Here is a 24,912-nt window from a genome sequence, read left to right on the forward strand (position 1 = left end):
CGTCGCGACCTTACGCGGCGGCCAGGGCCTCGAGTTCGGCCATCGCCCGGGCGGCGACGGTGTAGGAGGCAAGCCGCGCCGCGGGGTCGTGGATGGCCCCGACCACGAAGACCTCGTCGGGCCGATGGCGCGCCACGATCGCGGCGAGCCGGTCGCGCACGGTCGCAGGCGACCCCACGGCGTTCACCTTGAGTGCCTCGTCCACCAGCGGGCGCAGCGCGCGGCCGATGACGGCGTCGACGTCGTCCACCGGGCGCGGCAGCGGGCCGGGCCGGCCGGACCGCAGGTTCGCGAAGGCCTGCATCTGCGAGGTCATCAGACGGCGTCCCTCGTCGTCGCTGTCCGCGGCGAACACGTTGACCGCCATGGCGAAGTGCGGCGCCGCGAGGCGCTCCGACGGACGGAACCGCTCGCGGTAGATGTCGCGTGCCGCCTCCAGCGCCGCAGGCGCGAAGTGCGAGGCGAAGGCGTAGGGCAGACCGAACGCGGCGGCGAGCTCGGCGCCGAAGGTGGAGGAGCCGAGGATCCACACCGGCACGCGGGTGCCCGCGCCGGGCACGGCGTTCACCGGCAGCGAGCCCGGCTCGGCATCGAGGTAGGTGATGAGCTCGGCGACGTCCTGGGGGAACGCGTCGGCGCTCGACGCGTAGCGCCGCAGCGCACGCGCGGTGAGCCCATCCGTCCCGGGCGCGCGGCCGAGGCCGAGGTCGATGCGCCCCGGGTGCAGCGTCGCCAGCGTGCCGAACGCCTCGGCCACCATCAGCGGCGCGTGGTTGGGCAGCATGATGCCGCCCGAGCCGACCCGGATGGTCGTCGTCGAAGCGGCGATGTGGGCGACGACGACGGCCGTCGCCGAGCTCGCGATGCCGGGCATGTTGTGATGCTCGGCGAGGAAGTAGCGCGTGTAGCCGAGCGCCTCGGCGTGCCGAGCCAAGGCGACGGAGTTCGCCAACGCGTCCGCCGGGGTCCCGCCCTCGGGGATCGGCGACAGGTCGAGGACGGAGGTAAGCATGCGTGCCTCCTTGAGCGTTGCCACGCCCGCCGAAGCTAGTTGCTACGGCACGCAGTGGCAAGCGCGGTCAGCGCGCGCACGGCAGCGATGCCGACCCGAAGTACGCCGAGCACGCGATCTCGGTGATGACGCCCTGCAACGGCATGGCGGCGAGGCCGCCCTCCTCCACCGGGAAGGTGAGGAACAGGACCGCCGACTCCTCCTCCTCGCGCAGCCCGAGGGCATAGAACCCGACTTCCGATCCGGGCGACAGGCGGCCCGACAGGGCGTAGGCGGCGTCGAAGGTCCGCTTGTAGGTGACCTGCTCGTCGGGCTCGCCGCGCCAGCGCTCCAGCACGTCCTCGTAGAGCGAGGCGTCGCCGCGGACGATCTCCGCCTCGATGGGTCCCATCACGTGGCGCTGGATGCCCGGGCCCTCCGCGACGAGGGTGTCCGGCCCGAGGTGCTCGGCGCGGAAGCGCCCGAAGACGTCCTCCTCCACCGCGTCGATGGTGAGGGTCGCCCCCTGCCCGTCCGCTGGCACCTCGTAGCTCTCCGCGGCGGGGTCCGGCACCGTCAGCGCCGCGATCGGCACCTCGGCCGACTCGTAGATCGCCGATCGCAGGGCCGCGTCCGCGAGGCGCTGGGCCGCGCTGACCTGCGGACACCAAGGGTTCCTGCGAACGAACTCGTCGTAGGCCTCCGCATCGTCACGCGCTGCCGCGACGTCGAACGCCTCGCGGCAACCCATGTCCTTCACGGCGCGATCGCGCAGCCGCGCCACCGCGGTGGTGTTGGGACACTCGGCGTGACGCTGGAGGTACGCCTCGTAGTCGTCGACCGTCCCACCGGCGATGGCCTCGACGAATGCCTCGTCGCAGCGACGCTGGCGCGCGTCCGCCTCGGACCGGCGCTCCAGTGCGATGACCGCCGCGGCGGCGGCGGCGCTCTGGGGGCACTGTGCATGGGTGGCGACGTACGCCTCGAGCGCGTCCTGGGTGCCGCGATCGGTGGCCGCCGCGAAGGCCTCCTCGCACAGCGGGTCAGGTGCCGGCGGCGTGACCTCCGACGGGATGGGTGGGGCGAGCGCCGCGTCCTCAGCCATGGCGGTGGCGTCGGCGGCGGCAGACAGGCGCTGGAGGGCGATGATGGTGTCGATCGCCTTGTCGGCCTGGGGGCAGGACGGATTGGACACGACGGCGTCCTCGAGCGCCTGGAGGGTGCCGAGCCTGGCGGCCTCGGCGTAGGCCGCCTCGCAGACGCGCTCGTCGGGACCTACGCGCCGCATGGCCACGCGTCGCTCGACGTCGTTGCTCGGGGCGGCATCGAGGGGCTCGCTGGGCTGGCCGACGTCGCTGGCGGCCGCATCCACCGCGGGAGGCTCGTCCGCGGCAGGAGCCTCGTCCGCGACGGGAGCCTCGTCCGCGACGGGAGCCTCGTCCGCGACGGGAGCCGTGACGTCGGCCGCGGGCCGTCCCGCATCGGACCGCATGGAGAAGTGCCCTGCCATGGCCACGTCGGACTGACCAGCGCGCTCGTCCCGTGTGTCCGCTCGCTCCGCGACTTCCGCCCGATCCGGCTCCGCTGGGAGCGCATCGCCCGTCCGTCGCGCGGTGTCGAACGTCGGCTCGGTGCCGTCGCCGGCCTCGTCGGCGTCGGCCGCCCGGTCGGCGGCCGACGCGACGCCCGGGCCTCGTCCGCCTTCGGCCTCGAGCCCGGCGACCTCGACCGCGCCCGCGGGCCCTCCGCGCGCGGGAGCGCGCTCCTGCGCGACGACGGCGTCGTCCGGGCGGAGACGATCGCGCAACGCCGCGTCGACCAGCTCGACGCAAGGCCCAGCAACGTCGCCCTCCACCGCCGCACGCGCCCATACGAACACCTGCGCCTCGACCGCGCCGCGGTCGGCCCGGTAGGGCCAAACGAGGAGGAGGACGTCGGCGGCCTCACCGCGGCCGAGCGACCTGATCGTCTCGTAGCGCTCCAGGACGCTCATCCCCGCCTCGCCGGACTCGATCAGGCGGAAGTCCTCCGACTGGCTGACTTGCAGACCCGACCCGGCGGCCACGGCGTCGGCAAGGTCCGCCAGGATGACCGCCGCGTCACGCTCGCCGAGCGCGTCGGCCTCGGCAAGGCCGAGCACGCGGACGGTGCGGGGCGCCCCGGCCGGGAAGCAGGCATCGCGCGTGCGAAGGTCGTCGAGCCGGAGCAGCGCCTCGTCCTGCCACGGCGCGGTGGCCTCCGCCTGCACCGACGACGCGAGCCCCGCAGCGAGGACGGCACAAAACACGAGCCTCACAAGTGCAGCCATCTTCGGTCCTTTCCAGCGCGTCCCCTACGACCGACCCCAACGTAGCGTTAGAAACGGGCCACGGTCCGTATGGTTGCCATACTTTTAAACGAGGCCGACGGATCACCAACGCCTGTGGCGTCAGCCGGTGCAGGGACCGTTCGTCCGCCGATGATCGTGATCGAGCATCGCAGCCCACTAGGGGGTGGCGTCGACATCCTCGACGGAAAGGCGATCCGTCTCCCCGGCGAGCGTCGACACCGAGACGTTGCCACCGCCACGCTCGGCCAGGATGCGGCGCGCCGCCTCCACCGCCTCCTCGCGCGTCTCGAACACGTCCGACGCGCGGCGCTCGGCGCCGTCGTTGACCACGTAGCCCTCGAACACCTCGACCACGTCGATGCGCCGCCCTTGCGCCGCCTCGCGTCGCGTGCGCGCCGCCACGGCGCGGCGCCGGTCGGGCGGCATCGCCTCGTCGGCGAGCGCGGCCACGAACGCATCGAGTCGCATGGTCTCGGACTGGCGCGAGCCGAGCCGCCGCACGTTCACCGTCCGCTCCTGCGCCTCCCGCTGGCCGACGACCGCGATGACCGGCACCTTGGCCGCCGAGTGCTCGCGGACCTTGTAGTTGATCTTCTCGTTCCTGAGGTCCGCCTCGGCCGGGAGGCCGGCAGCGCGCACTGCCTCGGCCACCTCCATCGCGTAGCCGTCGACGTCCGAGACGATGGTGGCGACCACGACCGGCAACGGCGACAGCCACAGGGGCAGGTGACCTGCGGTGTCCTCGATGAGGATCGCGAGGAAGCGCTCCAACGAGCCGAACATCGCCCGGTGCAGCATGACGGGGACGTGCTTCTCGCCATCCGCGCCGATGTAGAACGCACCGAGTCGGCCTGGCATGTTGAAGTCCACCTGCAGCGTGCCGCACTGCCATTCCCGGCCGATGGCGTCGCGCAGGGTGTACTCGAGCTTGGGGCCGTAGAACGCCCCCTCACCCCTGTTGGTCGACCACACCCGGCCGGTGGTGCGGAGCACGTCGACGAGCGCCTTCTCGGCGCGGTCCCAGACGGCGTCCTCGCCGACCCGCTGCTCGGGCCGGTCGGAGAACTTGATGACGACGTCGTCGAAGCCGAAGTCGGCGTAGATCGACAGGATGAGGTCGTTCACCTTCAGGCACTCGGCGGCGATCTGATCCTCGGTGCAGAAGATGTGCGCGTCGTCCTGGGTGAACGCGCGCACGCGCATGAGGCCGTGCAGCGCCCCCGACGGCTCGTAGCGATGCACCTTGCCGAACTCGGCAACCTTGGCAGGCAGGTCGCGGTAGCTCTTCAGCCCGTTCTTGAACACCTGAACGTGGCCTGGGCAGTTCATCGGCTTGATGGCGAAGGTGCGCTCGTCCTTGGGCTCCGACAGGTACATCGCCTCGCGGAACTTCTCGGCGTGGCCGGACCTCTCCCACAGCGTGAGGTCCATCAGCTCAGGCGTGTTGATCTCGTCGTAGCCTGCCGCGACCTGACGTCGGCGCATGTAGTCGATGAGGCCCAGGAACAGCCGCCAGCCCTTCTGGTGCCAGAACACCGCGCCCGGGGCCTCCTCCTGGAGGTGGAAGAGGTCCATCTCACGGCCGAGCCTGCGGTGGTCGCGGCGCTCCGCCTCCTCCAGCATTTGGAGGTAGGCGTCGAGCCCCTTCTTGTCGGGCCAGGCCGTGCCGTAGATGCGGGTGAGCTGCTCACGGGTCGAGTCGCCCCGCCAGTACGCGCCGGCGACCTTCGTGAGCTTGAACGCGTCGCCCACGTGGCCGACGGACGGCATGTGCGGCCCGCGGCACAAGTCGAACCAGTCGCCCTGGTGGTAGAGCTTGACGTCCTGACCCTCGGGGATCGCGTCGACCAGCTCGACCTTGAAGGTCTCGCCCAACTGGCGGAAGGTCTCGCGGACCTCCTCGCGCCGCCGCACCGTCTTGGTGAACGGTGCGTCGGCGCGGATGATCTCGCGCATCCTCTCCTCGATCTTCGGCAGATCGTCGAGGGTGAAGGGGGTGTCGCGATGGAAGTCGTAGTAGAACCCGTCGCGGATGATCGGTCCGATGGTGACCTGCGTGCCGGGCCATAGGGACTGCACGGCCTCCGCCATCACGTGAGCGGCGTCGTGGCGGATGAGCTCCAGCGCCTCCTCGTCGGCGCGGGTGATGATGCGCACGGTGGCATCGCGCTCGATGGGGTCGCCGAGGTCGGCGACCGCGCCGTCGACCGTGACCGCCAGCGCCCTCTTGGCCAGCGACTTCGAGATCGACGCGGCGATGTCGGCCCCGGTCACGCCGGGCTCGTACTGACGGCTCGCGCCGTCGGGGAAGGTGATCGTGATCATGGCACTCGCTCAGTCGCTGCCCACGGGCGCAGGTAAGCCCACCCCACATGCGTGCGCTTCCCGCCGAATGCAACGACCCTGTGCCTTGAGGGCGGTGGCTGCCGCCGCGGGGCGGCTTGCAAGGTGCGGTCTCCCCGCGAGCGGTGCCATGGCCTTCGGGTCAGACGTCGAGGCGGCTCGCGGGGTCCATGTGGCCGGCGCGCCAGCGGGCGTGGCGCCAGGGGCGGCGCCCTGCGTCGGGCGGGAGGTCGGGGACGGGGTCGAAGCCCGCCGCGCCGAACGGCCTGCAGCGCAGCACCCGGGCGAACGTCAGCCAGCCGCCGACCCAGGCGCCGTGGCGACGAACTGCCTCGTCGCCGTACTGCGAGCAGGTGGGCAGGTAGCGGCACTGCCGTCCGAGGATCGGCGACAGCAGCACGCTGTAGACGAAGAGGCCGACGCGCAGCAGCGCCGCGGCGGGCCTCACGCCGCCTCGGCCACCGAGGCCTTGCGGACGGCCTCCAGCGTCGCGTCGAAGGTCAGCATGGTGGAGGGGTGGCGCGAGCGGTGCTCGCGGACGGGCTCCAGGTACCTGAGGTCCGCCCAGCGGCCCTGCGGGGTGGGTCCGCCGGCCTTCAGCATGGCTTCCACCTCGTCACGCACGGCCTGGAGCTCGCCCAGCGTGGCGCCGATGACGCTCGTCGCCATGATCGCCGAGGACGCCTGGCCGAGCGCGCACGCCTTGACCTCGTGGGCGAAGTCGGCGACGCGGCCGTCCTCGACGGCGACGTCCACCGTGACCTGGCTGCCGCACAGCCGCGAGCGCTGGGTGGACGAGCCGTCCGGTGCCGCAAGCCGTCCCAGCCGCGGAATGTTGGCGGCGAAGGCGAGGATCTTCTCGTTGTAAAGGTCGCTCAGCATGAACCATCCCTCCCGACGCTCCAGGATATAGACCGTGCCTCCTCGTCCAGAAAGGTTCGCGGCCCCGGCCGCCGCCGCGCCCGAGCAGGAGCTTGGCACGGCGTTCCGCCCCAAGTTCGGCGCCGACGGCCTCCTCACCGCCGTCGCCATCGACGATGCGACCGGCGAGGTCCTGATGCTGGCGCACATGGACGCCGAGGCGTTGGCGGCGACGCTGGCGACCGGCGAGGCGCACTACTACAGCCGCTCGCGCGCCAAGCTGTGGCGCAAGGGCGAGACGTCCGGCCAGGTTCAAAGGGTGCGGCGCATCCTCGTCGACTGCGACCAGGACGCGCTGGTGCTGCGCGTCGCCGTCGGCGGCGACGGCGGCGCGTGTCACACCGGGGCGAGGAGCTGCTTCTACCGGGCGGTCGGCGAGGACGGCGCGTTGCGGAGGACCGAGGACGACCGGTCGGCCCGCGCCGCCGACGGCTCGTGATCGCGCGGCGTCCGGTCAGCTCGAGTGGATGTACGCGCGCATGTCGTCGCTCTCGCGCACGGTGTCCTCGATGCGCCGCTTCACCACGTCGCCGATGGACACGAGGCCGATGAGCCTGCCGTCCTCGATGACCGGCATGTGGCGGAACCGCGACACCGTCATGCGGTGCATCACGTCGTCGATGGCGTCGTGTCGGCCACACGTTTCCAACGCGCGTGTCATCGTCGAGGCGGCCGACTGCGCGAGGGCGTCCGCGCCCTTCTCGGCGACGCCGCGCACGATGTCGCGCTCCGAGATGATGCCGCGCAGCTCCTCGTCCTCAAGGATGAGCACCGCACCGATCTTGCGCCGTGTCAGCTCGCTCGCAACTTCGCGGAGCGTCGCGTGCGGCCCCATGGTGAAGACGTCCGCGCCCTTGCTCTGAAGGATCGCGTTGACGGTCATGCGTCCCCTCCCTCGGTTGTGAGCCGAGGAGCGTTCCACACTTCGCGGCGGGCCGCCAGCGCTCAGCGCGGAACGGGGTCGAACAGGCGGAAGAGCAGGAGGCCAACCAGGAAGCCGCCGACGTGCGCCTCCCACGCGATCGACAACCCGCCCGCCATGGTCGAGCCGATGCCGACGATCGCGTTGATCACGAACCACAACACGATGAAGACCAGCGCGCTGCGGGTCTGAAGCGTCTGCCGCAGCGTGCGGGCCGGCCGACGGAAGGCAGCGTCGTCGCCTGGACGGCGCAGGACGAGGGGCCCGCCAGAATCGAAGACGAAGCGCGCGGCCGCCGCCATCAGCCCGGCGATCGCGGCGGAGGCGCCTACCACGGGCACCGGGTCGCCGAAGTGCACGGCAAGGTGCATGGCCGCGCCCCCCGCCGCCGCCGCCGCCGAGAACACCCAGAACCGCACGGCACCGAAGCGCCGCGCCACCGCGCTGCCGAAGGCGACGAGCCACACCGCGTTGGTGATGAGGTGCACCCACGAGCCGTGCAGCAGCGCGTAGGTCACGAACGTCCAGGCGTCGGCGGGGAGCCCGCCGGGCAGGTAGCCCGCGATGCCCACGTAGCGCGCCGGGATGAAGGCGAACCAGGCGAGCACCGCCGCGCCGAGCTGCGGGTCGATGGCCGAGCGGGCAAGCTGGACCGCGACGATGATCGCGAGCATCGCCAACACCGCGCCGGGCAACAGCAGCGCAGGCTCGCGCTGCGGCGTGTGCGCCGGCGGTCCCGGGCGCCAAGGCCCGGGCCCTGCCGCCCGATCGCCCCCCCATCGCTCCGCACGCTGCGACGTCCCTCGGTCGCGCCACGGAGCGTGGCTCGCCCGAGCCGTGCCATCGTGGGCCGGACCGCGATCTGGCGCCGACGGGCGGACCCCGTTCGAGCCGACGGCGCTCGCGGTGTCGCCGTCGTCCGCTCGGCGGGAGCCGAACTCGGCGTGCGCGGCTGCCTGCGTGCGAGCACCGCTCCAGCGGACGTCCTTCGCGGTGCCGTCGGGCGGCAGCTCGTGGCCGAAACGGCCCTCACGTGCGACGTCGTCGGGTGCCTGGCGGTCCCCATCGTGGGCTTCGCTCGCGCCATCGTCATCCGGGCGCGCGATCGAGGGAGGCGCGCGCCGGGCGCGGTCCCCTTGATTGCGCCATCCCGACCGGTCCGGACGGCCGCCTTCCCATTGCGCTCCGGCGTGACCCGTCCCGGCCTCGTCCGTCGGCCGCTCAGGGGAGGCATTGGCGGTGCGGGCTGCGTCCGAGGGCGGGATGCGAGGCACGTGCCTCATGGCAGGCGCCTGCCCGCGCAAGGACTGCCGCAAGGGCGAGGAAGACGCGTTGCACCAATCACCATGGCTGTCAGTTGGGATGGCTCGGGGGGTTGGCAACCGCTCGCAGCTCGGCGGGGTCGTCGCGAACGCATCGGGGCAAGAACTTAGCGCGCCGCCTCGAACCGTCGCGGAACCGTCGTGGCCGAAACGCGATCGCGTGCGGGCCGGCAAACCCGACGATCGCGTGGGGTCCGCAAGCCGGCCACCGCGTTCGGTCCCAGCAAACCCGGCCATCGCGTGCCGGCCCGGCAGACCGGCCATCGCGTGCCGGGCCCGGCAGACCGGCCATCGCGTGCCGGCGCAGCAAACCGGCCATCGCGTGCCGGCCCGGCAGACCGGCCATCGCGTGCCGGCCCGGCAGACCGGCCATCGCGTGCCGGCGCAGCAAACCGGCCATCGCGTGCCGGCTCGGCAAACCGGCCACCGCGTTCGGTCCCAGCAAACCCGGCCATCGCGTGCCGGCCCGGCAGACCGGCCATCGCGTGCCGGCGTAGCAAACCGGCCATCGCGTGCCGGCTCGGCAAACCGGCCACCGCGTTCGGTCCCAGCAAACCCGGCCATCGCGTGCCGGCTCGGCAAACCGGCCACCGCGTTCGGTCCCAGCAAACCCGGCCATCGCCTGCCGAGCGCGGCAAACCGGCCATCGCGTGCCGAGCGCGGCAAACCGACCCGGCGATCCGGCAACGGACCGACCGGCGACGCGTGCTCGCCGCCTCGATCTGCCGACCAACACCGGCAGTTGCATCAAGCGAGCCGGAGGGAAGCCGACGGTCGACGCGAGCGGCACGCCCGCAAGTGGCGCAACTACGTCGCCGCCCGCGATAGCGGTAGCGTCACGCTCCGACGACGGTCCTACTCACGTGAGATGCCCGCGAGGACGTGCCTCGCCCGCATCGCGCGCGGCGGGCCAGCCGAAGCGTCGAGGCGACCAATCCTTCGAGCCGAAGCCGCAGGCGCGGCCGCCCATGATCGCGGAGCTTGATGCGGGCGCGAAGGGACGTGCCGCGCGTCCGGCGCGCGGTCGTCGATGACGCCGGGCGCATGGGCGTCGGACGGCCGAGCGGCCCGAGCAGCGACGTCCCGCGTCAGGCGCCTTCCACGTCCATCTCCAGGATCGCCATCGTGAAGTTCCACGACAGCTCGCCCTCGTCCTCGTCCCGGTAGAGGACGCCGATGAACTCCTCGCCGATGTACACCTCGGCGGAGTCGTCCTTGCGCGCCTGGGGGCGCACGCCGATCGTGTCGTTGCCGAACACGCGGCGCAGGTACGCCTCGAGCTTCGCGATCTCGCTCTTGTTCACCCTCGTCTCCCAAAGTGGGGATTCACCCCGCATCCCGCCGAAGCCAGCCTTCATCTCAAGCCTGAGCCGATGCGGCCGCACAACCGAACGGCGATGTCACGCTGCACGAAGGAACGCGGGCGATCAACCGCGCGATTGTCCGAGGCTTGTCAACGCGTCACGCCGCGCCGCATCGCCGCGCGCGGCCAACGATGTACATCGCAGCTGCAACCGACCCCACTCAGCCGTCGAGGGTGGCAAGGATCTGGTCCATGGAGCGGGACGGCTCGGGACAGCCGGCGCTTCCCACGATCCTCGCCGGCACCCCGGCGACCGTGGAGTTCGGCGGCACGGCCGACAGCACGACGGACCCTGCTGCGACGCGCGAGCAGTGCCCGATCTCGAAGTTGCCGAGGATCTTGGCCCCCGCACCGACAAGGACGCCCGAGCCGATCTTCGGATGACGGTCGCCACCCTCCTTGCCGGTGCCGCCGAGCGTCACCCCCTGCAGCAGCGAGACGTCGTCGCCGAGGGTGGCCGTCGCGCCGATGACGACGCCGGTGGCGTGGTCGATGAAGATGCCACGACCCATGGGGACCGCCGGATGGATGTCCACCTGCAGCGCCGCGGAAGTGGCCGCCTGCATCATCAACGCGAAGTCCCGTCGGCCGCGGGTCCACAGGGAGTGAGCGACCCGGTGTGCGGCGAGCGCGTGGAACCCCTTGAAGTACATCAGCGGCTCGAGGAGGCGGTCGCACACCGCGTCGCGGTCGACCACCGCGACGAGGTCGATGCGGAACGCGTCGGCAAGGTGCGGATCGTCGTCGAGCGCATCGCGGAAGGCGTGGCGCACGGCGGAGGCTCCGATCATCGGGTCGGCGATGCGCGCCGCGACACGCTCGGCGAGGGCGTCCTCAAGGGAGGGCTGGTCGAGGACGGTGGCCGACAAGAACCCCGCCATCGCAGGCTCGCGGACCACGACATCCTCCGCATCGGAGCGGATGTGCCGCCACACGGGATCGGCCTTCGCGAAGGCGGCGACCTGCTCGCTCATGGCGACCCTCCGACCGCGTTTCGTGCCATGACACTTAGGGGACGGGGCGCGACACCGCAAACGGTGCGCCGACGGTCAAGCGCCATGCGCATCGAGGAAGGCGAGGACACGCGCCTTGTGCGTCGCATCGCCGACGGCGGACATGTGATCGCGCCCGGCGAGCGTCACCGGTTCGGCGCCAGGGATCATCGCCGCGAGGGCGTCCGGCGAGCCACAGACGCGGTCCTCGGAGCCGGCCACGACGAGCGTTGGCGTCGCGATGCGCCCGACCTCCTCCGCGCTCAGCGTCTGGCGCGAGGCGCGGATGCAGGCGGCGAGCGCGGCGAGGTCGCTGCGCGTGCGCTCGGCGAACAGGCGGTAGCCGCGCGCGACCTCGTCCGTCACGACGTCGGCGGAGGGTGCCTCGAGCGCGGCGGCGATGGCCTCGCCGTCGCCGGTCCCGTCCACGAGGGCGCTCGCCATGCCGGACAGGACGAGGGCTGCCACCCGCGTTGGTGCGGCGAGCGTGGCGAAGGCTGCGATGCGCGCCCCCATGGAGTAGCCGACAAGCGCCGCGCGCTCGACCCCGACGTGGTCGAGGAGGCGCACGACGTCCGCTGCCATGCGGTCCGTGGCGTAGTCCGCAGGATCGTAGAGCTTGTCGGAGTTGCCGTGCCCCCTGTTGTCGAGGACGAGCGCGCGCCGGCCGCTCCCGGTGACGGTCCGCACCCAGGACGTGGCACCCCAGTTGACCGCCCCGTTGGAGGCGAAGCCGTGGATGAGGAGGACGGGCGGGCCCGCCCCCTCGTCGCCGTAGTCCAGCGTCACCCCGTCGCTGGAGAAGGTCGCCATCAGGCCTGCTCCTCAGGCACGCGCACCACGAGCCCGTCGAGCGCGTCCGTCACCTTGATCTGGCAGGACAGGCGGGAGCCGGCGCGCACCTCCATGGCAAAGTCGAGCATGTCCTCCTCCATCGGCGAGGGGCCGCCGACCACCTCCTGCCACGCCTCGTCGACGTAGACGTGACAGGTGGCGCAGGCGCAGGCGCCGCCGCACTCGGCGTCGATGCCGGGGACCATGCTGCGCACCGCCGCCGACATCACCGTGGCACCGGCCTCCGCCTCGACGTCATGGGGCTCGCCGTCGTGCGTGATGTAGGTGATCTTCGCCATGGATCCTCGCGCCGGGCCGTCGCGCACGGGTCCCCGGGCGCGCCCCGCGGACATAGACGGTCCGATCCGAGCGTCAAGCGAGCGACGTCTGAGCGCGCGACGGGTGAGGCTGAAGGTGCCGCCTTGCGATGAGGCGCTCCTCCGTCAAGCAGAGATGCCTGCGTTTTCCCTCAAATTGTAGTTTTAACCACGGTGATGCACGGATCACGCAGTTCCTTGTTCGTGCTCGGGCCCTGTGGCATTAGCGATCCATTAAGGATTGGGCGCGGACCGGGCTCGTGGTTTGCGTCGACCCGTGGCCTACGTGCCACGATCCCCGGCGCACGACCCGCGCCGCCGCCGCAGTAGCGTACGATCGAGGCGACCCATGGCGACAGACACGCACCGCTTCCCCGGCGCCGACCCGGATCCGACGGACGCGGCCCTCTCCGCGGTCGAGGAGGCGCTGAAGTTCGACCTTGGCTCCAACGTGGACGACACCGAGGGCTTCGCCGCCAGCATCGAGAGCTCGCTGGCCGGCCGCGCGCCGCGCGAGGAGCCCCAGGGGATGCGTCGGCCGAGCGCCGGCGCGCTGCCGCCGCCGGACGCCTTCGCCCCCGCCAACGACGGGCCGGACGGCGAGGCGGCGCCGCGGCCGCGCCGCCGCCGGCCACGCACGATGGCGCGTCAGAAGGCGGCGGCGAACGACGACCGGCTCCGCTTCGAGGCGGCCGAGCGCGAGGGTCGCCAGCGCGGCGGGACCGCCGTCACGCTCGCCGTCCTCGCGTCCGCCCTGTGGGGCGGGTTCGGGCTCTTCATCGCGCTCGGCGAGGTCGCCTCCGACGGCGCCCTCGACTTCGTGACCTCACCGGGCGCGTTCGCGCTGATCGGCGCCACGGTCGGTCCAATCCTGCTCTTCATGATGGTGGCGACGCTCGCGAAGCGCTCCGAGGAGCTGCGCGCGTCGTCCGCTGCGATGGCCGGCATCGCCCAGCGCCTCACCGAGCCCGAGCTCAGCGCCAGCGAGGGCGTCGCCACGATCGGCCAGGCGATCCGCCGGGAGGTGGCCGGCATGTCCACCGGCATCGAGCAGGCCCTGGAGCGGGCCTCCGAGCTCGAGGTCCTCGTCCACCGGGAGGTCGCAGCGCTCGAGCGCTCCTATGGCGACCACGAGGCGAAGATCCGTGCCCTGTTCGAGGAGCTCGTCGCCGAGCGCGAGACGCTGATGGCGAACTCCGACCGCATGCGCGACGAGCTCGAGACGGCGAAGTCCGGCCTCGCGACCCTGGTGCGCGAGCTGCACGAGGTCGTCACCACGCATCTCGCCGACACCACCGGCCGCATCGGCGAGACGATCCGCGCGGAGAGTGCCCGCGTGGTGGAGGACATGATGTCCTCCGGCAGCTCCATGATGACCACGTTCACGACGGCGGGGGACGCCTACGTCGCCCGCATGGTCGAGCGCACGGACGAGCTCGAAACGACCCTCCTCGCCGCCGGCGACAGCTCGACGGAGGCGCTGCGAACGCTGACCGAGACCCAGCGCGCCGCCCTCGACGGCAACGTCGCGGTCCTGATCGAGGCGATCACGCTGCAGTCCGGCGCCACCATCGACGCCGTCAGGGGGGCCTCGGAGACCCTCGTCGGATACGCTCCACGCAGAGACCGGGCAGACCGTGGAGACCATCCGCCACACCACCGAATACCTCGTGGGCTCGCTCCAGGCGGAGGCCGGATCGGCAACGGAGACGATCCGCTCGACCGCCGAGATCCTAATCGACACCATCGCCGGTCAGTCGGCCGAGATCACCGACGAGTTCGGCCGCGTGGGTCAGGAGCTCGTCGACAGCCTCGCCGACCGCACGATCGCGATGACGGAGAGCTTCGCGCAGACCGGATCGACCCTCGCCGACACGGTGATCGACCGCGCCGAGGAGGTCTCCAAGGTGCTGCTCAACGCGGGCGAGCAGGTGTCCGGCGCCATCATGGAGGTCAACACGTCCCTGACGGTGACGCTGGACTCCAAGCTCGCCGAGCTCAACGCGGGCTTCACCGAGGCGTCGGCGACCTTCGACATGACCATCGCCGACAAGATGGCGGCGCTGGACGCCACCGTGTCGCTGTCGGCCGAGCGGCTGTCGAACACCGTGGAGGACCGCATGAACGCGGTCGACACGACGGTCGCCTACGCCACCGAGCGCTTCACCGGCATGATCGACGAGCGCCTCGAGGCCCTCGACACCACCGTCGCCAACGCCTCGTCGACGTTCGGCAGCCTGGTTGAGACCTCCGTCGAGGGCATCGACGGGACGCTGGAGCGCTCCTCGCGCGCGCTCATCGAAAGCGTCGAGGACCGGCTCGGTGAGGTCAACGACGTCATGGGGCGGACCCGGGAAGAGCTTCTGCGCGCCATGGCGGAGCGCAGCGGCGCCGTCACCGAGGAGATGGCGCGCCTCAACGAGACGCTGAGCCACACCTTCACGACGGAGCTCGGCTCCATCGAGGCCACGCTGTCCCGCGCATCCGGAGACGTTGTGAGCCTCGTCGACGAGCGCCTCGCCGCCATCGAGTCCACCCTCGTCACCGCCTCGCATACCCTAGAGGCCCAGGTCGGCGAGCGGCTCGACGTCGTCGTGTCGCACATGGGCGAGGCGGGCGAGCGGCTCACCGGCGTGGTGTCGGGCTCGCTGTCCCACCTCGACGAGACGCTGTCGGACGCCGCAGCGCGCATCGGTGGCATGATCGAGGGGCGCCTCGGCGAGATCGATACCAGGGTCGATGCTGCGTCCGAGCATATGGCTCGCGCCCTCGACGACCGCCTCGGCGTCATGGAGAGGGACGTCGCGGGCGCCGCCGAGCGCGCTGCGGACGCGGTGGCAGGGAGCGCTGCCAGCCTCGACGAGCGCATGTCGCTGACGACGGCCCGGCTCGTGGAGACGCTCCAGATCACGGTCGGCGAGCTCGACGCCACGATCAACGGGGGCGCGACGTCGACCACACACGCGATCGCCGCCGCGTCCGAGGACCTCACGCACCTCATGACCACCCAAGTGGACCAGGTCGCCTCGACCTTGTCGGTCCTTGGGGACCGCTTGACCGACGCCATCGGCAACTCCTCGTCGGCGATGAGCGACACCCTCATCACCCATGCGGACCGCCTCGAGGCGACGCTCGTCACCCTCGGCGATCGCGTGGGCGAGGTCGTCACCTCCGGTTCGGCCGCGTTCACTCAGACGGTCTCGCGGGAGGTCGACGATGTGGAGGACCGTCTGCGGGTGCTCTCCGATGGGCTCATGGGCTCGGTCCAATCGACGACCACGTCCATGCTCGACACCTTCGGCGGTCGGATCGGCGAGGTGGAGGGCCGCCTCACCGAGCTCGGCGATCGCATGACTGAGACGATCACCGGCGCATCCACCCAGATGCACGATGCGGTGTATCGGCAGATCGGCGAGGTCGAGGCCTCGATCACCGCCCTCGGCGACCGCCTGACGGATGCCGTCGGCACCACGTCGATCTCCCTGTCGGAGACGCTGATCGACCAGGCCGACCGCTCCGAGGCCATCCTCAGGGAGCGCCAGGCCGAGCTCGAGGCGAGCTTCTTGAATCACGCCGACGCGTTCCAGGCGAGCCTCACCGAGTTCGGCCTGTCGCTGGAGCGCACCTTCGTCGACGGCACCGAGCGCGCCGGCGACACCCTCACCGCACGCACCGACGCGATCGTCGAGCGCATCACCCTCGAGGTCGACCGCGTCGCCGACATCATCGCAGGCTCCGGCTCCTCGCTCGTCGAGGACTTCGGGCTGAGGGCGGAGAGCTTCGCGCACCGCATCGAGGCCGTCCATGGCACGCTGTCTGCCACCTTCGACGAGCGTGGCAGCGACCTTGCCGTGCGCATCGAGACCGTCGCGGATCGGCTGGAGAAGGCCATCGTCGCCGAGGGCGCGGCGCTCGACGAGCACCTGCGTCAGTCCACCGATGCGTTCCAGGGCCAGCTGCGGCGCCACACCGACCTTGTGAAGGACGACCTCTCCGAGGCGGTCGAGCAGGTGTCGATCGCCATGCGCGAAGAGACGGGAACGCTCGCCGAGCGCCTGGCCGACGCCGGACGCGAGGTGTCCGGCGCGTTGGGCGCGCGAGCCGAGGGGGCCGCCGCCGAGCTCGACCGGTCCGCGAGCCGCATTGCGGAGCTGATCGCCGACAGGGGCGACGCGATCCGCGTCTCGCTCGAGGGCGAAACCGAGCGCTTTGGCGCCCTCGCCGCGGACAACGCGGTGCGCATCGAGGAGGCGTTGAACTCGTCCTCGGAGGAGGCGACGCGGGCGTTCAACGATCGCATCGAGACGATCCGCATCGCCCTCGACGGCGGTGTCGCGCAGTACGCTGCGGTGGTCGCCGACCACACGGGACGCCTCCAAGCCGTGCTCGGCGAGACCTCCGAACGCGCCGACAGGACGCTCACCGAGCGCATCGACCTCATCGCGGAGCGCTTGGAGGACGGGGTCACGCGCTACACCGGCGTGCTGGTCGAGCAGTCCGACCGGCTCGAGGACGTGGTGTCCTCGACGGCGGCGTCCACCGAGCGGGCGCTGGCTGGGCGCATCGACGGGCTGATCGGTGCGTTCGACGGGCAGGCCGAGGCCTTCGCCGGGCGCATGGACGCCCTGCGCGGGGCGATCGACTGCGACATCGCGCAGCTGTCGGCGATCCTCGACGAACGCGCCGCACCGATGACCGACGACCTCGCCGCCGCGATCGCTCGCTACGACGGGCTCGTCAACGAGCGCGCAAGCGGCATCGTCGCCGACCTCACGCACCACGCCGACGAGGTGGCAAAGGTGCTCACCGAGCGCATGGACGCCATGGAGGACGCCCTCGACGGGCGGGTAGAGAAGGTGTCCGACGCCCTTGTCGAGCGCGCGCGCACCATCTCCGACGCCCTCTCGAATGGTCAAGCCGCGATCAACGACGCGTTCGCCACCCGCCTCGAGGAGGTCGCCCTCCTGTCGCGCGAGGCGACGCAGACGGTGGCCGACGGCCTCGCCGAGGGCGGCGCGCTCGCCCAGGACGCACTGCGCGCCGTGGTGGATGCCACGCGCCGCGACATCCTGGAGCCCATGCAGGACATCTCCGCCCAGCTCTCCGAGGAGACCCGCGCGGTCAACCGGATGCTGTCGGAGACGATGGCCAACATGTCCGGCGAGGTGGCGTCCGGCGGCAGCCAGATGCGCGAGGCGATGGTCGACACGCTCGACCAGCTCCTCGCCATGATCAGCGAGCGCACCGAGGCGACGCGCACGTCCATCGCGACCACCATGGCCGAGGCGCACGACGCTTTGACCCGCGAGGGCGAGCGGACGACCGACGCCATGCGCTCGGTCGCCAAGGACGCGTCCGACAGCCTGGCGCACCTGCGCACCGTCATCGACGAGCACGGCGACGACTTCCTGGACGCGCTGGCCCGTCGCGGCGCCGCTTCGATCGGCGAGCTTCGCGAGACGCACCGGGCGCTCGTCGACGAGCTCGGCGGCACGCTGTCGCGGGTGGAGGAGACCAACCGGTCGCTGCATGAGATGCTGGGCTCCGTCGGCATCACGCTCGGCGACATGGAGGAGAACCTCAGCACCCGCGGCGATGCGCTGCGCGCCACCGTGCAGGGCGCGCTCGACGACACGCAGCGCACCGGGGAAGGGATGACGCGGCAGGCCGCCGCGCTGCAGGAGGCGGCAGCGGTCGCGCTGTCAGACCTGTCGGCGATCGCCGAGCGCATCGAGCGGGACGGCCAGCTCCTCGCGGCCGCGGTCGAGCGCTTCGACGGCGACGCCCGCGCGTTCGACGACCGCATGGAGGATCGCAGCGCCGCCATCGAGGCCCTTGCCGCGTCGGTCGCGGCGAGGACCCACGAGGTGGACGACCTCACCCGCACGTTCGCCGAGCGCATCGACGCCCAGCTGTCGGCGACCGAGGAGCGCATGCAGGAGGCGCGCCTCCTGCTGGAGCGCACGCTCGACGAGGCCTCGCGCACCGTTGCCCCGCAGCTCGAGGCGCTGCACGAGAACGCCTCGGCGGAGGCGTCGCGGATGCGCGAGGGCCTGCTCGCCTCCCAGGAGGCGCTGGCGCGCGACATCGTCGCCGCGCTGCAGGGCGTCGCCGAGCGCTTCGAGGCGGCGACGGGGGACATGCGCCAGTCCGCAAGTTCGGTGCGGCACGAGTTCGAGGCGACGCGCTCCGCGCTGGAGCGCTCGGTGCTGGAGTTGCCGGAGGAGACCGTGCGCAACGCCGACGCGCTGCGTCGCGCGGTGACTGACCAGCTCGATGCCGTGCGCGAGCTCGGCGACATCGTCGCCCGTCACGCCGCCGCCGAGCCGCCGGCGCGCCAGCCAGCCTACGGGGAGGATGCCGGCCGCGAGCCCTACCGTCGCAGCCCCCGTCCGTTGGAGGCCCGCCGCGAGACGCGCGCGCCCGTCGAGCCGAGGACGCGCCCCGCCGGCAACGGCCCGGACGCCGGCAGTTCGTGGATGAACGGGCTGTTGCGCCGCGCCGACACGCCGTCCTCTGCGCCGACGAGCGAGCCCACGGGCGAGGCAGCACCCGCCGGAGCGCACCCCGAGGAGCCGCTCGCCCGCCTCCTGCGGCCCGCGAGCCGCGCCATGGACGACGGGCTGTATCGAGACCTCTGGTCCCGCTTCAACCGAGGCGAACGACAGGTCTTCACGCGCCAGTCCTACACGTTGGAGGGCCAGCGCACGTTCGAGGACGCGCGCCGCCGTTACCAGCGTGACCGCGACTTCCGCGTCGCCGCCGATCGCTACGTGGACGACTTCGAGGAGCGGATCGCCAAGGCGTCGGACGCCGACGCGTCCGGCCGACGGACCCGCGAGGCACTGATGAGCGAGGACGGCAGGCTGTACACGCTCCTGGCGCACGCCTCCGGCCGGCTCACCTGACAGCAGCGGGTCCGTCGGTGCGCGGGCCCGGCTCCACGCACCGACGCGTGGGCCCCTGCTGGACGAACGCCCGCGGGCATCCGAGGCAAAGGCCGCTCACCGCTCATCGTCCGAAGCCAGCGCGACGCAAGGGCCGCGGTGTATTTCTGCCACACCGCGGCGATGACCGACGCAACACGCCCCTGCCGGTGCTCGTCGTGCGCGCGATCAGGACGCCATCGGTACGCCTTGGCGCCTCATTGAGGGGTCGGGGCGGAGCCTCGGGGGTTGAGGTACATCGGCGACGATGACGCTCGCGATGATGACGGACGGTGCCAGGCAGGAGCGGCCGAGGACGGCCTGCATCCCAACTTGCTTACCCTCGTGCTGGCACGCAGGGCGACGCGGGCGTCCGGCCGACGCCCGATCACGCTGGCACGTAGGTCGTGACCAGGCCTGCAAGGTTCGGTCGGTCGCGGTCCGTCGGGACGAACTGCGGCACCCCCACGTACAGGAACCCCGCCACACGCTCCGCAGCGCCGACCCCCAGCACGTCGAGCGCCGCGCGGTCGTAGGCGATCCACTCGGTCAGCCATTGCGCCTTGAAGCCGTGCGCAGCGGCGGCGTGCACGAGGTTGAGGCACACCGCTCCGGCCGACAGCACCTGCTCCCACTCGGGGATCTTCGCGTGTGGCGCCGCGCGGCTCACGACCGCCACAACAAGGGGCGCCCGTACCAAGCGGCAGCGCTCCTCCTCGAGGTCGCGCGGCACGTCCGACGCCGCGGCGACCTCGGCGAGCGCCTCGCCCGCGCGGTCCCGCCCCTCCCCCTCGAAGATGATGAAGCGCCAAGGGGCGAGCTTGCCGTGGTCCGGCACGCGGGCGGCCATCGTAAGAATCGCGTCGCGCGTTGCTGCGTCCGGTCCGGGGCCGTCGAGGAACGAGGCCGGCGTCGACCGACGCGTTGCAAGATAGTCACGCAACTGCGTCATTATATGCGTCATCGAGCCTCCCTACGCCCCTTTGCGCTCAGGCCTGCCCTTCATTGAAATACGTTATCAACCAATGCAGGGTGAATGCGACGCGGTGGTCACGTGCTTCGCTGCGTAGGCCGCCCAACGAGGGTCGTCGCCATGGGGAGCGTGCAATGAACCGATGGACCGCCTGCGCATCAATCGTGTTGCTCGCCGTGCCGTGCATTGCCCATGCGACGGTCCCGGTTCCACAGCCCCATCCCCATCGCATCGCAGCATCCGACGATCCGCAGGGCGCCCTTCGTCGCATGATGAGCGAACGCGCCCTCAGCCCCTCGGTCAGCGCCTACGCCCCCTCTGCACCTACGGCGCTCGCTGCACGACCAGACCTTGAAGAGGTCGCACTCTACCTCGTCGCCAAGCTGTCGCAGGGGTCCGACCCCATCGGCTCGGGGGTCGCATGGCGGGTCTACCGCGACGAGGTTGGAGCGGACGGCGAGCGGCCCCTCGTGACCAGGTCGGAGGGGGGCGACCTCGACCTCAGGCTGTCGCCCGGCCGCTACGTCGTGCACGCGAGCTACGGCCGCGCCGCGGTGTCGCGAACGCTCGACCTCACACGCGCGGTCAACGTGGAGACGCTCGTGCTCGACGCCGGCGGGCTTCAGCTCGCGGCCGTGCTCGACGATCCCGCCCGGCCGGTCTCGGACGATACGCAGTTCGAGCTCTACGGCGACGAGGGCGGCGAACGCCGACTGCTCGGCACCATCCGCGCCGGTTCCATCGCCAGGCTTCGAGCCGGCACCTATCACGTCGTCAGCCGCTACGGTGGGCTCAACGCGGTGCGCAGCGCCGACGTGAAGGTGGAGGCTGGCAAGCTCACCCGCGTCTCGCTGCGCCACGCGGCGGGGACGGTGCGCCTGAAGCTGGTGCGAGACGCCGGTGGAGAGGCGCTCGCCAACACTGCCTGGACCGTCTACGGCGACGACGGCGAGGCGGTCTTCGAGCGCGTCGGCGCCCACGCCGCGCTGACCCTCGCGGAGGGCCGCTACGAGGCGGTGGCCCAACACCGAGACATCACCTTCCGCCGCACGTTCACCGTCCGCTCCGGCGACGAGGAGGACGTGACGGTCCTCGCCCGCCAGCTGTGAGGCACCGCGAGGTCGGCCGGAAGGCGTCAGGCCCACCGGCGAGGCCGTGAGCGGGCCGTCGCCGACGGACACGAAGGAGCTCCACCGGTTCGTGCGAGGCGGGCGCTCGAGCGACATGCCTTGACCGTCTCGCTCGCCCGATCGCCGTCCTACTAACCGGAGGGCGAGCGGCGGCTGCCGAGCCGCTGCGGACCTCCTACACGCAGCCCAGATCGCCGGGTCGTCGACCGTGACAAGGCGTACCACACGAACGCGATCCGCCAGGCGGTCGAGCTCGAGGCGACCTTCCCACCCATGCCGCAGACGGCCAACCGGCGCTGGAGGGGCTGTTTCTCGCCCTCCCTTCCCCGCGACCGCGACGCCACCGAACGCATGTTCGGCCGCCAGCAGGCTTCCGCCGCCTCACCACGGGCTACGGACACGCTAGCGGCCTTTTCCTTATGACCGGAGATAGGAAGGCGTGCTCGACACTGTGTCGGCACTCGCCGGGACTGAACCGGTCGAGCAGCTCGCCGATGACGTTCCAAGGGTCGTCGCGGGTGCGGGCGCGGCGGCGGCGCAGCACGGTCTTGAGCTTGGCGGAGGCCTGCTCGATCGGGTTGAGGTCGGGCGAGTACGGCGGCGGGGACATCACCTTCCCACCGGCAGCAGCGACCGCCTTGCGGACCCCGGCGACCTTTTGCGCCGCGAGGTTGTCCGGGACAACGACACTGCCGTGGTGCAGCGAAGGCGCCAGGAACTGCTCGGTGTAGGCGAGGAAGGCGGGCCCGGCATCAGCCCCGACGGGACGAGCGGCGCGACGAGGCCGCCCATCGTGAGGCCGCAGACGAAGGTGGTGGCGCGCCGGTGGCCGTGCGGCACGGCGTCGACCACGCGCTCGCCCTTCGGCGCCAGCCGGAGAGCCGGGCCATCTTTGCGCTGGCATCTTTGTGCTGGCGCCGGTCTCGTCGGTGGAGACGCACGCGTCAGGATCGAGAAGGCGCTGCCACAGCCGCCGGCGCCGGCGCTGGCGGGCGACGTCGGAACGGTCCTGCTCGGCCGCTTGTAGGACTTTTCTTGAGCGTGAGGCCGAGCCGGCGCACCGTCCGCCACGCCGCGCCGAGCGAGACGCTGATCCCGTGCACCTCGAGGAGGTGCCGGCGAAGGTCGGCGAGCGTTGCGTCCGGCCTGGCGCTCATGAACGCCTCGACCGTCCGCTCGTGGGCCGCGAGCTTGCGCGGCGACCGGCCACGGACGGTGCGGGCGGCAAGCTCGCCGCTCCGCCGACGCTGGATCGGCGCCTTGTAGACGTCCGAGATGCTGACGCCGAAGCGCGGCGCCACCACCCGGACCGCGTCGCCGGCATCGACTGCCGCCAACACGCGGTCGCGCGGATCCTGGCTGTAGGCTCGCCCTCTCGTCCGATGCATTGCGGATCAGCCCCTGACAACGGTGATCCGTTGATGCCCGACTCACCCGGTCCTTACCGGAGGATTCCGGTCATGGGGGAACTGCGCTAGCGGCCGACGTCCTCGCCACCGCCTGCCTCGCTGCGACCGAAGGCTCCTGAACATGCCCTCCGAGGTGGGCCCTAGCCAGCTGCCGAAGACGTGCGGTTTGTGGGCGCGCTGCGGATCGCGAGCGGCGCAGCAGTGCGGGTGATGCGAGCGGAGCGGTTGCACGACGGCCCGGTCGTGCCGTGCCTTGGATCAAGGCGCCGTCACCGCAGGTCCCGCGAGGCGGGCTCGGGCTCGGCGACGCCGTCCGGCATCCGACCACCGTCCCCCACGATCGGGCGCGGCCGATGGTGGGCGACCTAGCCCGTGCGTTCCGCACCGCGCTCGTCAAGCCCGAGCCCGGCGCACCGGCGGAACAGGAGGTCCAAGTCGACCGGCTCCATGGGCTGGCGCGGATCCCGCGCAGAGGGCGGTCCTGCGGCCCCCGCCCCTCAAGCCGCACGGACGCGACCATCCCTCCGACCCGTCCCGCGACCCACGCGCTACCGATCACCCTCGCTCGCCTCCGAAGAGGGAACCACAATCCGGCGGCGGCCTCCGCCGACGTCTTCGGCCGCCTGCTAGGGCATCTCGGTCTTCTCAGACCCGAGCACGAGGCTTTAGCTCGTTGATCGAGGGCGGTCGGAGCCCCATCGGACGCGAAGCGCTAAGGGCGACGGACGCGACGCCGCGCCCGATGCGGTTGCGGTAGAGGCGGCGTTTCCGAGCGGCCGCTTCCGGTTCGGGTTGTTCGGGACAGCGAACAAGGTGCCGCACATTAGAAGAGTGGTGCACGCGCTGCCGGAGGCGAAGGCGCTCATGTCGGCCGAGCACTCTTCCGTCGACGGCACGCCGATCGAGGCGTGGGCCTCCAAGCTTCGTGCGGAAGGGACGACGACACGCTGCTTCCCGGCGGCGGGCGCGACGCCGGGGCGGACTTGCGCGGCAAGACCCGCTCCAACGAGACCCATGCGTCCGCCACCGAGCCCGACGCCCGGCTCCACTGCAAGGGCGACGGCCGCGAGGGGCGGTGGGTGCGCCGGCGACCCGGGCGACAGGCACGGCACGGCGCAGCGCGAGGCAGCGCTCGCGCTTCACGGTCGCGGCCGCCGACACCCTCCGATCCGGCCGAACACCTCCTTGAACCGCTTGCGACGGCGCCGGCTCGCCGCACCGCCCGCGTGGGCGCAGCGTCCTGCCGTCGAGGACGGTGCGGCGGACCCAGCCCAGCTTGCCGACCGCGCCGTTGATCGCCGTGGGCGGCGTCACGTTGCCTCGTCTGAGCGGTGCCGACGAACGCCCGCCACGTCGTACGCGTGGTCGGCGCCGAGGGTGGTGCGGCGCCGGTGATGGTGATGGCGGTCGAGGAAGACCGTTGCTGTCGTAGGCTGTGCCGGGAAGGCAAACCCACCCCGGTGGCACGGCTGCAGGGAGCGGCAGCGCCGCCCGGATGTCGCCGAGCCGACTTCGCATGATCCCAACGGCGACCGGCTGGCCGCTGCCGTCGGTCAAGGGGTGTGCCTTGGTGCCCGCGACCACCGCGCGGGAGGCCAATGTCCAGCCGTCTGCCCCCCGCAGGCCGAGGAGCGGTCGCCCTGGCTGTCGTCGCATCGATGCAGTGGCGTCCTCGGGGCTGACGGGAGGTGGAGTTGTCCCGCCTCGGTGGTCAGCTACGGGCAGACGGAGCGAAGCTGCTCCTCGGCGGAGCGTTTGGGATCAATGGGCGACAGGTGGCCGAGCGCGGGATGGCGCCGGCCGGGATTGTGCCGCCCACGATGGACTGAAGGACGGCCGTCTTCGCCTCGGCCGTCGTGCCGAACCTGCGCCGGGCGAGGGGGCTCGAACTCAAGACTGGAGGCTGATTGCATCGGAGGCCGAAGGCGACGGACGCGTAAGTTGATCCCTGGTCGGAGTGGTGGATCACGCCGGTGGGCTGCCGCCGCGTCAACGCGATGTTGAGCGCGTCCAGGACCAGCTGAGTCTTGGGATCGAACCCCATCGACCAGCCGACGATTTGAGCGAGAAGGCATGAAGGGCCACGGCGGCGGGGAGGAAGCCGGCCCGGGGCGGCACGTCGGTGACGTCGGCGACCTAC

At 71.7% G+C, this 24,912-nt stretch carries 17 protein-coding genes; 3 read left to right on the top strand and 14 right to left on the bottom strand.

Going from position 1 to position 24,912, the window contains the following annotated elements:
* Positions 1-10: 10 nt before the first annotated feature.
* The 5 genes from ACOOE8_RS03860 to ACOOE8_RS03880 form a co-directional block, all read right to left on the bottom strand.
* The gene (locus ACOOE8_RS03860; RefSeq protein WP_420393545.1) at positions 11-1,012 is read right to left on the bottom strand and encodes an LLM class flavin-dependent oxidoreductase; all 1,002 of its coding nucleotides are present in this window, start codon (positions 1,010-1,012) and stop codon (positions 11-13) included.
* A 67-nt stretch (positions 1,013-1,079) separates the two neighbouring features.
* Positions 1,080-3,299, bottom strand: coding sequence for a hypothetical protein (locus tag ACOOE8_RS03865; RefSeq protein WP_420393546.1), 2,220 nt, complete (start codon positions 3,297-3,299; stop codon positions 1,080-1,082).
* A gap of 177 nt (positions 3,300-3,476) precedes the next feature.
* Positions 3,477-5,645 (bottom strand): threonine--tRNA ligase, encoded by a 2,169-nt coding sequence (thrS, locus tag ACOOE8_RS03870; protein ID WP_420393547.1) that lies wholly within the window; start codon positions 5,643-5,645, stop codon positions 3,477-3,479.
* A gap of 160 nt (positions 5,646-5,805) precedes the next feature.
* Positions 5,806-6,111, bottom strand: coding sequence for a membrane protein insertion efficiency factor YidD (gene yidD, locus ACOOE8_RS03875; protein ID WP_420393548.1), 306 nt, complete (start codon positions 6,109-6,111; stop codon positions 5,806-5,808).
* Positions 6,108-6,545, bottom strand: a complete 438-nt coding sequence (locus ACOOE8_RS03880; protein WP_420393549.1) for an iron-sulfur cluster assembly scaffold protein — start codon at positions 6,543-6,545, stop codon at positions 6,108-6,110. Before ACOOE8_RS03880 ends, yidD begins: the two co-directional genes overlap by 4 nt.
* 34 nt (positions 6,546-6,579) lie before the next feature.
* Here ACOOE8_RS03880 and hisI point away from each other — a divergent pair, with 34 nt between their 5' ends.
* Entirely contained in the window at positions 6,580-7,023 is a 444-nt protein-coding gene (gene hisI / locus ACOOE8_RS03885) for a phosphoribosyl-AMP cyclohydrolase (RefSeq protein ID WP_420393550.1), read from the top strand.
* A 15-nt stretch (positions 7,024-7,038) separates the two neighbouring features.
* Here hisI and ACOOE8_RS03890 read toward each other — a convergent pair whose 3' ends face one another.
* From ACOOE8_RS03890 to ACOOE8_RS03915, 6 genes are all read right to left on the bottom strand, one after another.
* The gene (locus ACOOE8_RS03890; RefSeq protein WP_420393551.1) at positions 7,039-7,467 is read right to left on the bottom strand and encodes a CBS domain-containing protein; all 429 of its coding nucleotides are present in this window, start codon (positions 7,465-7,467) and stop codon (positions 7,039-7,041) included.
* A gap of 62 nt (positions 7,468-7,529) precedes the next feature.
* Positions 7,530-8,180 carry a rhomboid family intramembrane serine protease gene (locus ACOOE8_RS03895; protein ID WP_420393552.1) on the bottom strand — a complete coding sequence of 217 codons (651 nt, stop codon included), beginning with the start codon at positions 8,178-8,180 and terminating at the stop codon, positions 7,530-7,532.
* Between the two features lie 1,736 nt (positions 8,181-9,916).
* Positions 9,917-10,132 carry a DUF3126 family protein gene (locus tag ACOOE8_RS03900; RefSeq protein WP_420393553.1) on the bottom strand — a complete coding sequence of 72 codons (216 nt, stop codon included), beginning with the start codon at positions 10,130-10,132 and terminating at the stop codon, positions 9,917-9,919.
* 220 nt (positions 10,133-10,352) lie between these two features.
* Positions 10,353-11,165 (bottom strand): serine O-acetyltransferase EpsC, encoded by an 813-nt coding sequence (gene epsC, locus ACOOE8_RS03905; protein ID WP_420393554.1) that lies wholly within the window; start codon positions 11,163-11,165, stop codon positions 10,353-10,355.
* Positions 11,166-11,240: 75 nt separating this feature from the next.
* Positions 11,241-11,996, bottom strand: coding sequence for an alpha/beta fold hydrolase (locus ACOOE8_RS03910; protein ID WP_420393555.1), 756 nt, complete (start codon positions 11,994-11,996; stop codon positions 11,241-11,243).
* Positions 11,996-12,316: a 2Fe-2S iron-sulfur cluster-binding protein gene (locus ACOOE8_RS03915; protein WP_420393556.1), complete on the bottom strand. Its 321-nt coding sequence runs from the start codon at positions 12,314-12,316 to the stop codon at positions 11,996-11,998. The genes ACOOE8_RS03910 and ACOOE8_RS03915 overlap by 1 nt, the downstream gene beginning before the upstream one ends.
* A 1,805-nt stretch (positions 12,317-14,121) precedes the next feature.
* Here ACOOE8_RS03915 and ACOOE8_RS03920 point away from each other — a divergent pair.
* Positions 14,122-19,242, top strand: a complete 5,121-nt coding sequence (locus ACOOE8_RS03920; protein WP_420393557.1) for a hypothetical protein — start codon at positions 14,122-14,124, stop codon at positions 19,240-19,242.
* 406 nt (positions 19,243-19,648) lie between these two features.
* Here the strand turns inward: ACOOE8_RS03920 and ACOOE8_RS03925 are convergent, their stop codons facing one another.
* A complete protein-coding gene (locus ACOOE8_RS03925) occupies positions 19,649-20,212 on the bottom strand; it encodes a nitroreductase family protein (protein WP_420394622.1) in 564 nt (187 codons plus the stop codon).
* 290 nt (positions 20,213-20,502) lie between these two features.
* Between ACOOE8_RS03925 and ACOOE8_RS03930 the strand changes: the two genes are divergently transcribed.
* Positions 20,503-21,342, top strand: a complete 840-nt coding sequence (locus ACOOE8_RS03930) for a hypothetical protein (protein ID WP_420393558.1) — start codon at positions 20,503-20,505, stop codon at positions 21,340-21,342.
* A gap of 412 nt (positions 21,343-21,754) precedes the next feature.
* On the opposite strand, the gene ACOOE8_RS03935 is transcribed toward ACOOE8_RS03930, so the two are convergent.
* A complete protein-coding gene (locus ACOOE8_RS03935) occupies positions 21,755-22,267 on the bottom strand; it encodes a transposase (RefSeq protein ID WP_420393559.1) in 513 nt (170 codons plus the stop codon).
* A gap of 40 nt (positions 22,268-22,307) precedes the next feature.
* Positions 22,308-22,700 carry a hypothetical protein gene (locus ACOOE8_RS03940; protein ID WP_420393560.1) on the bottom strand — a complete coding sequence of 131 codons (393 nt, stop codon included), beginning with the start codon at positions 22,698-22,700 and terminating at the stop codon, positions 22,308-22,310.
* Between the last annotated feature and the right edge of the window lie 2,212 nt (positions 22,701-24,912).

The organism is Acuticoccus sp. (genome assembly GCF_965213555.1).
GTDB lineage: Bacteria > Pseudomonadota > Alphaproteobacteria > Rhizobiales > Amorphaceae > Acuticoccus.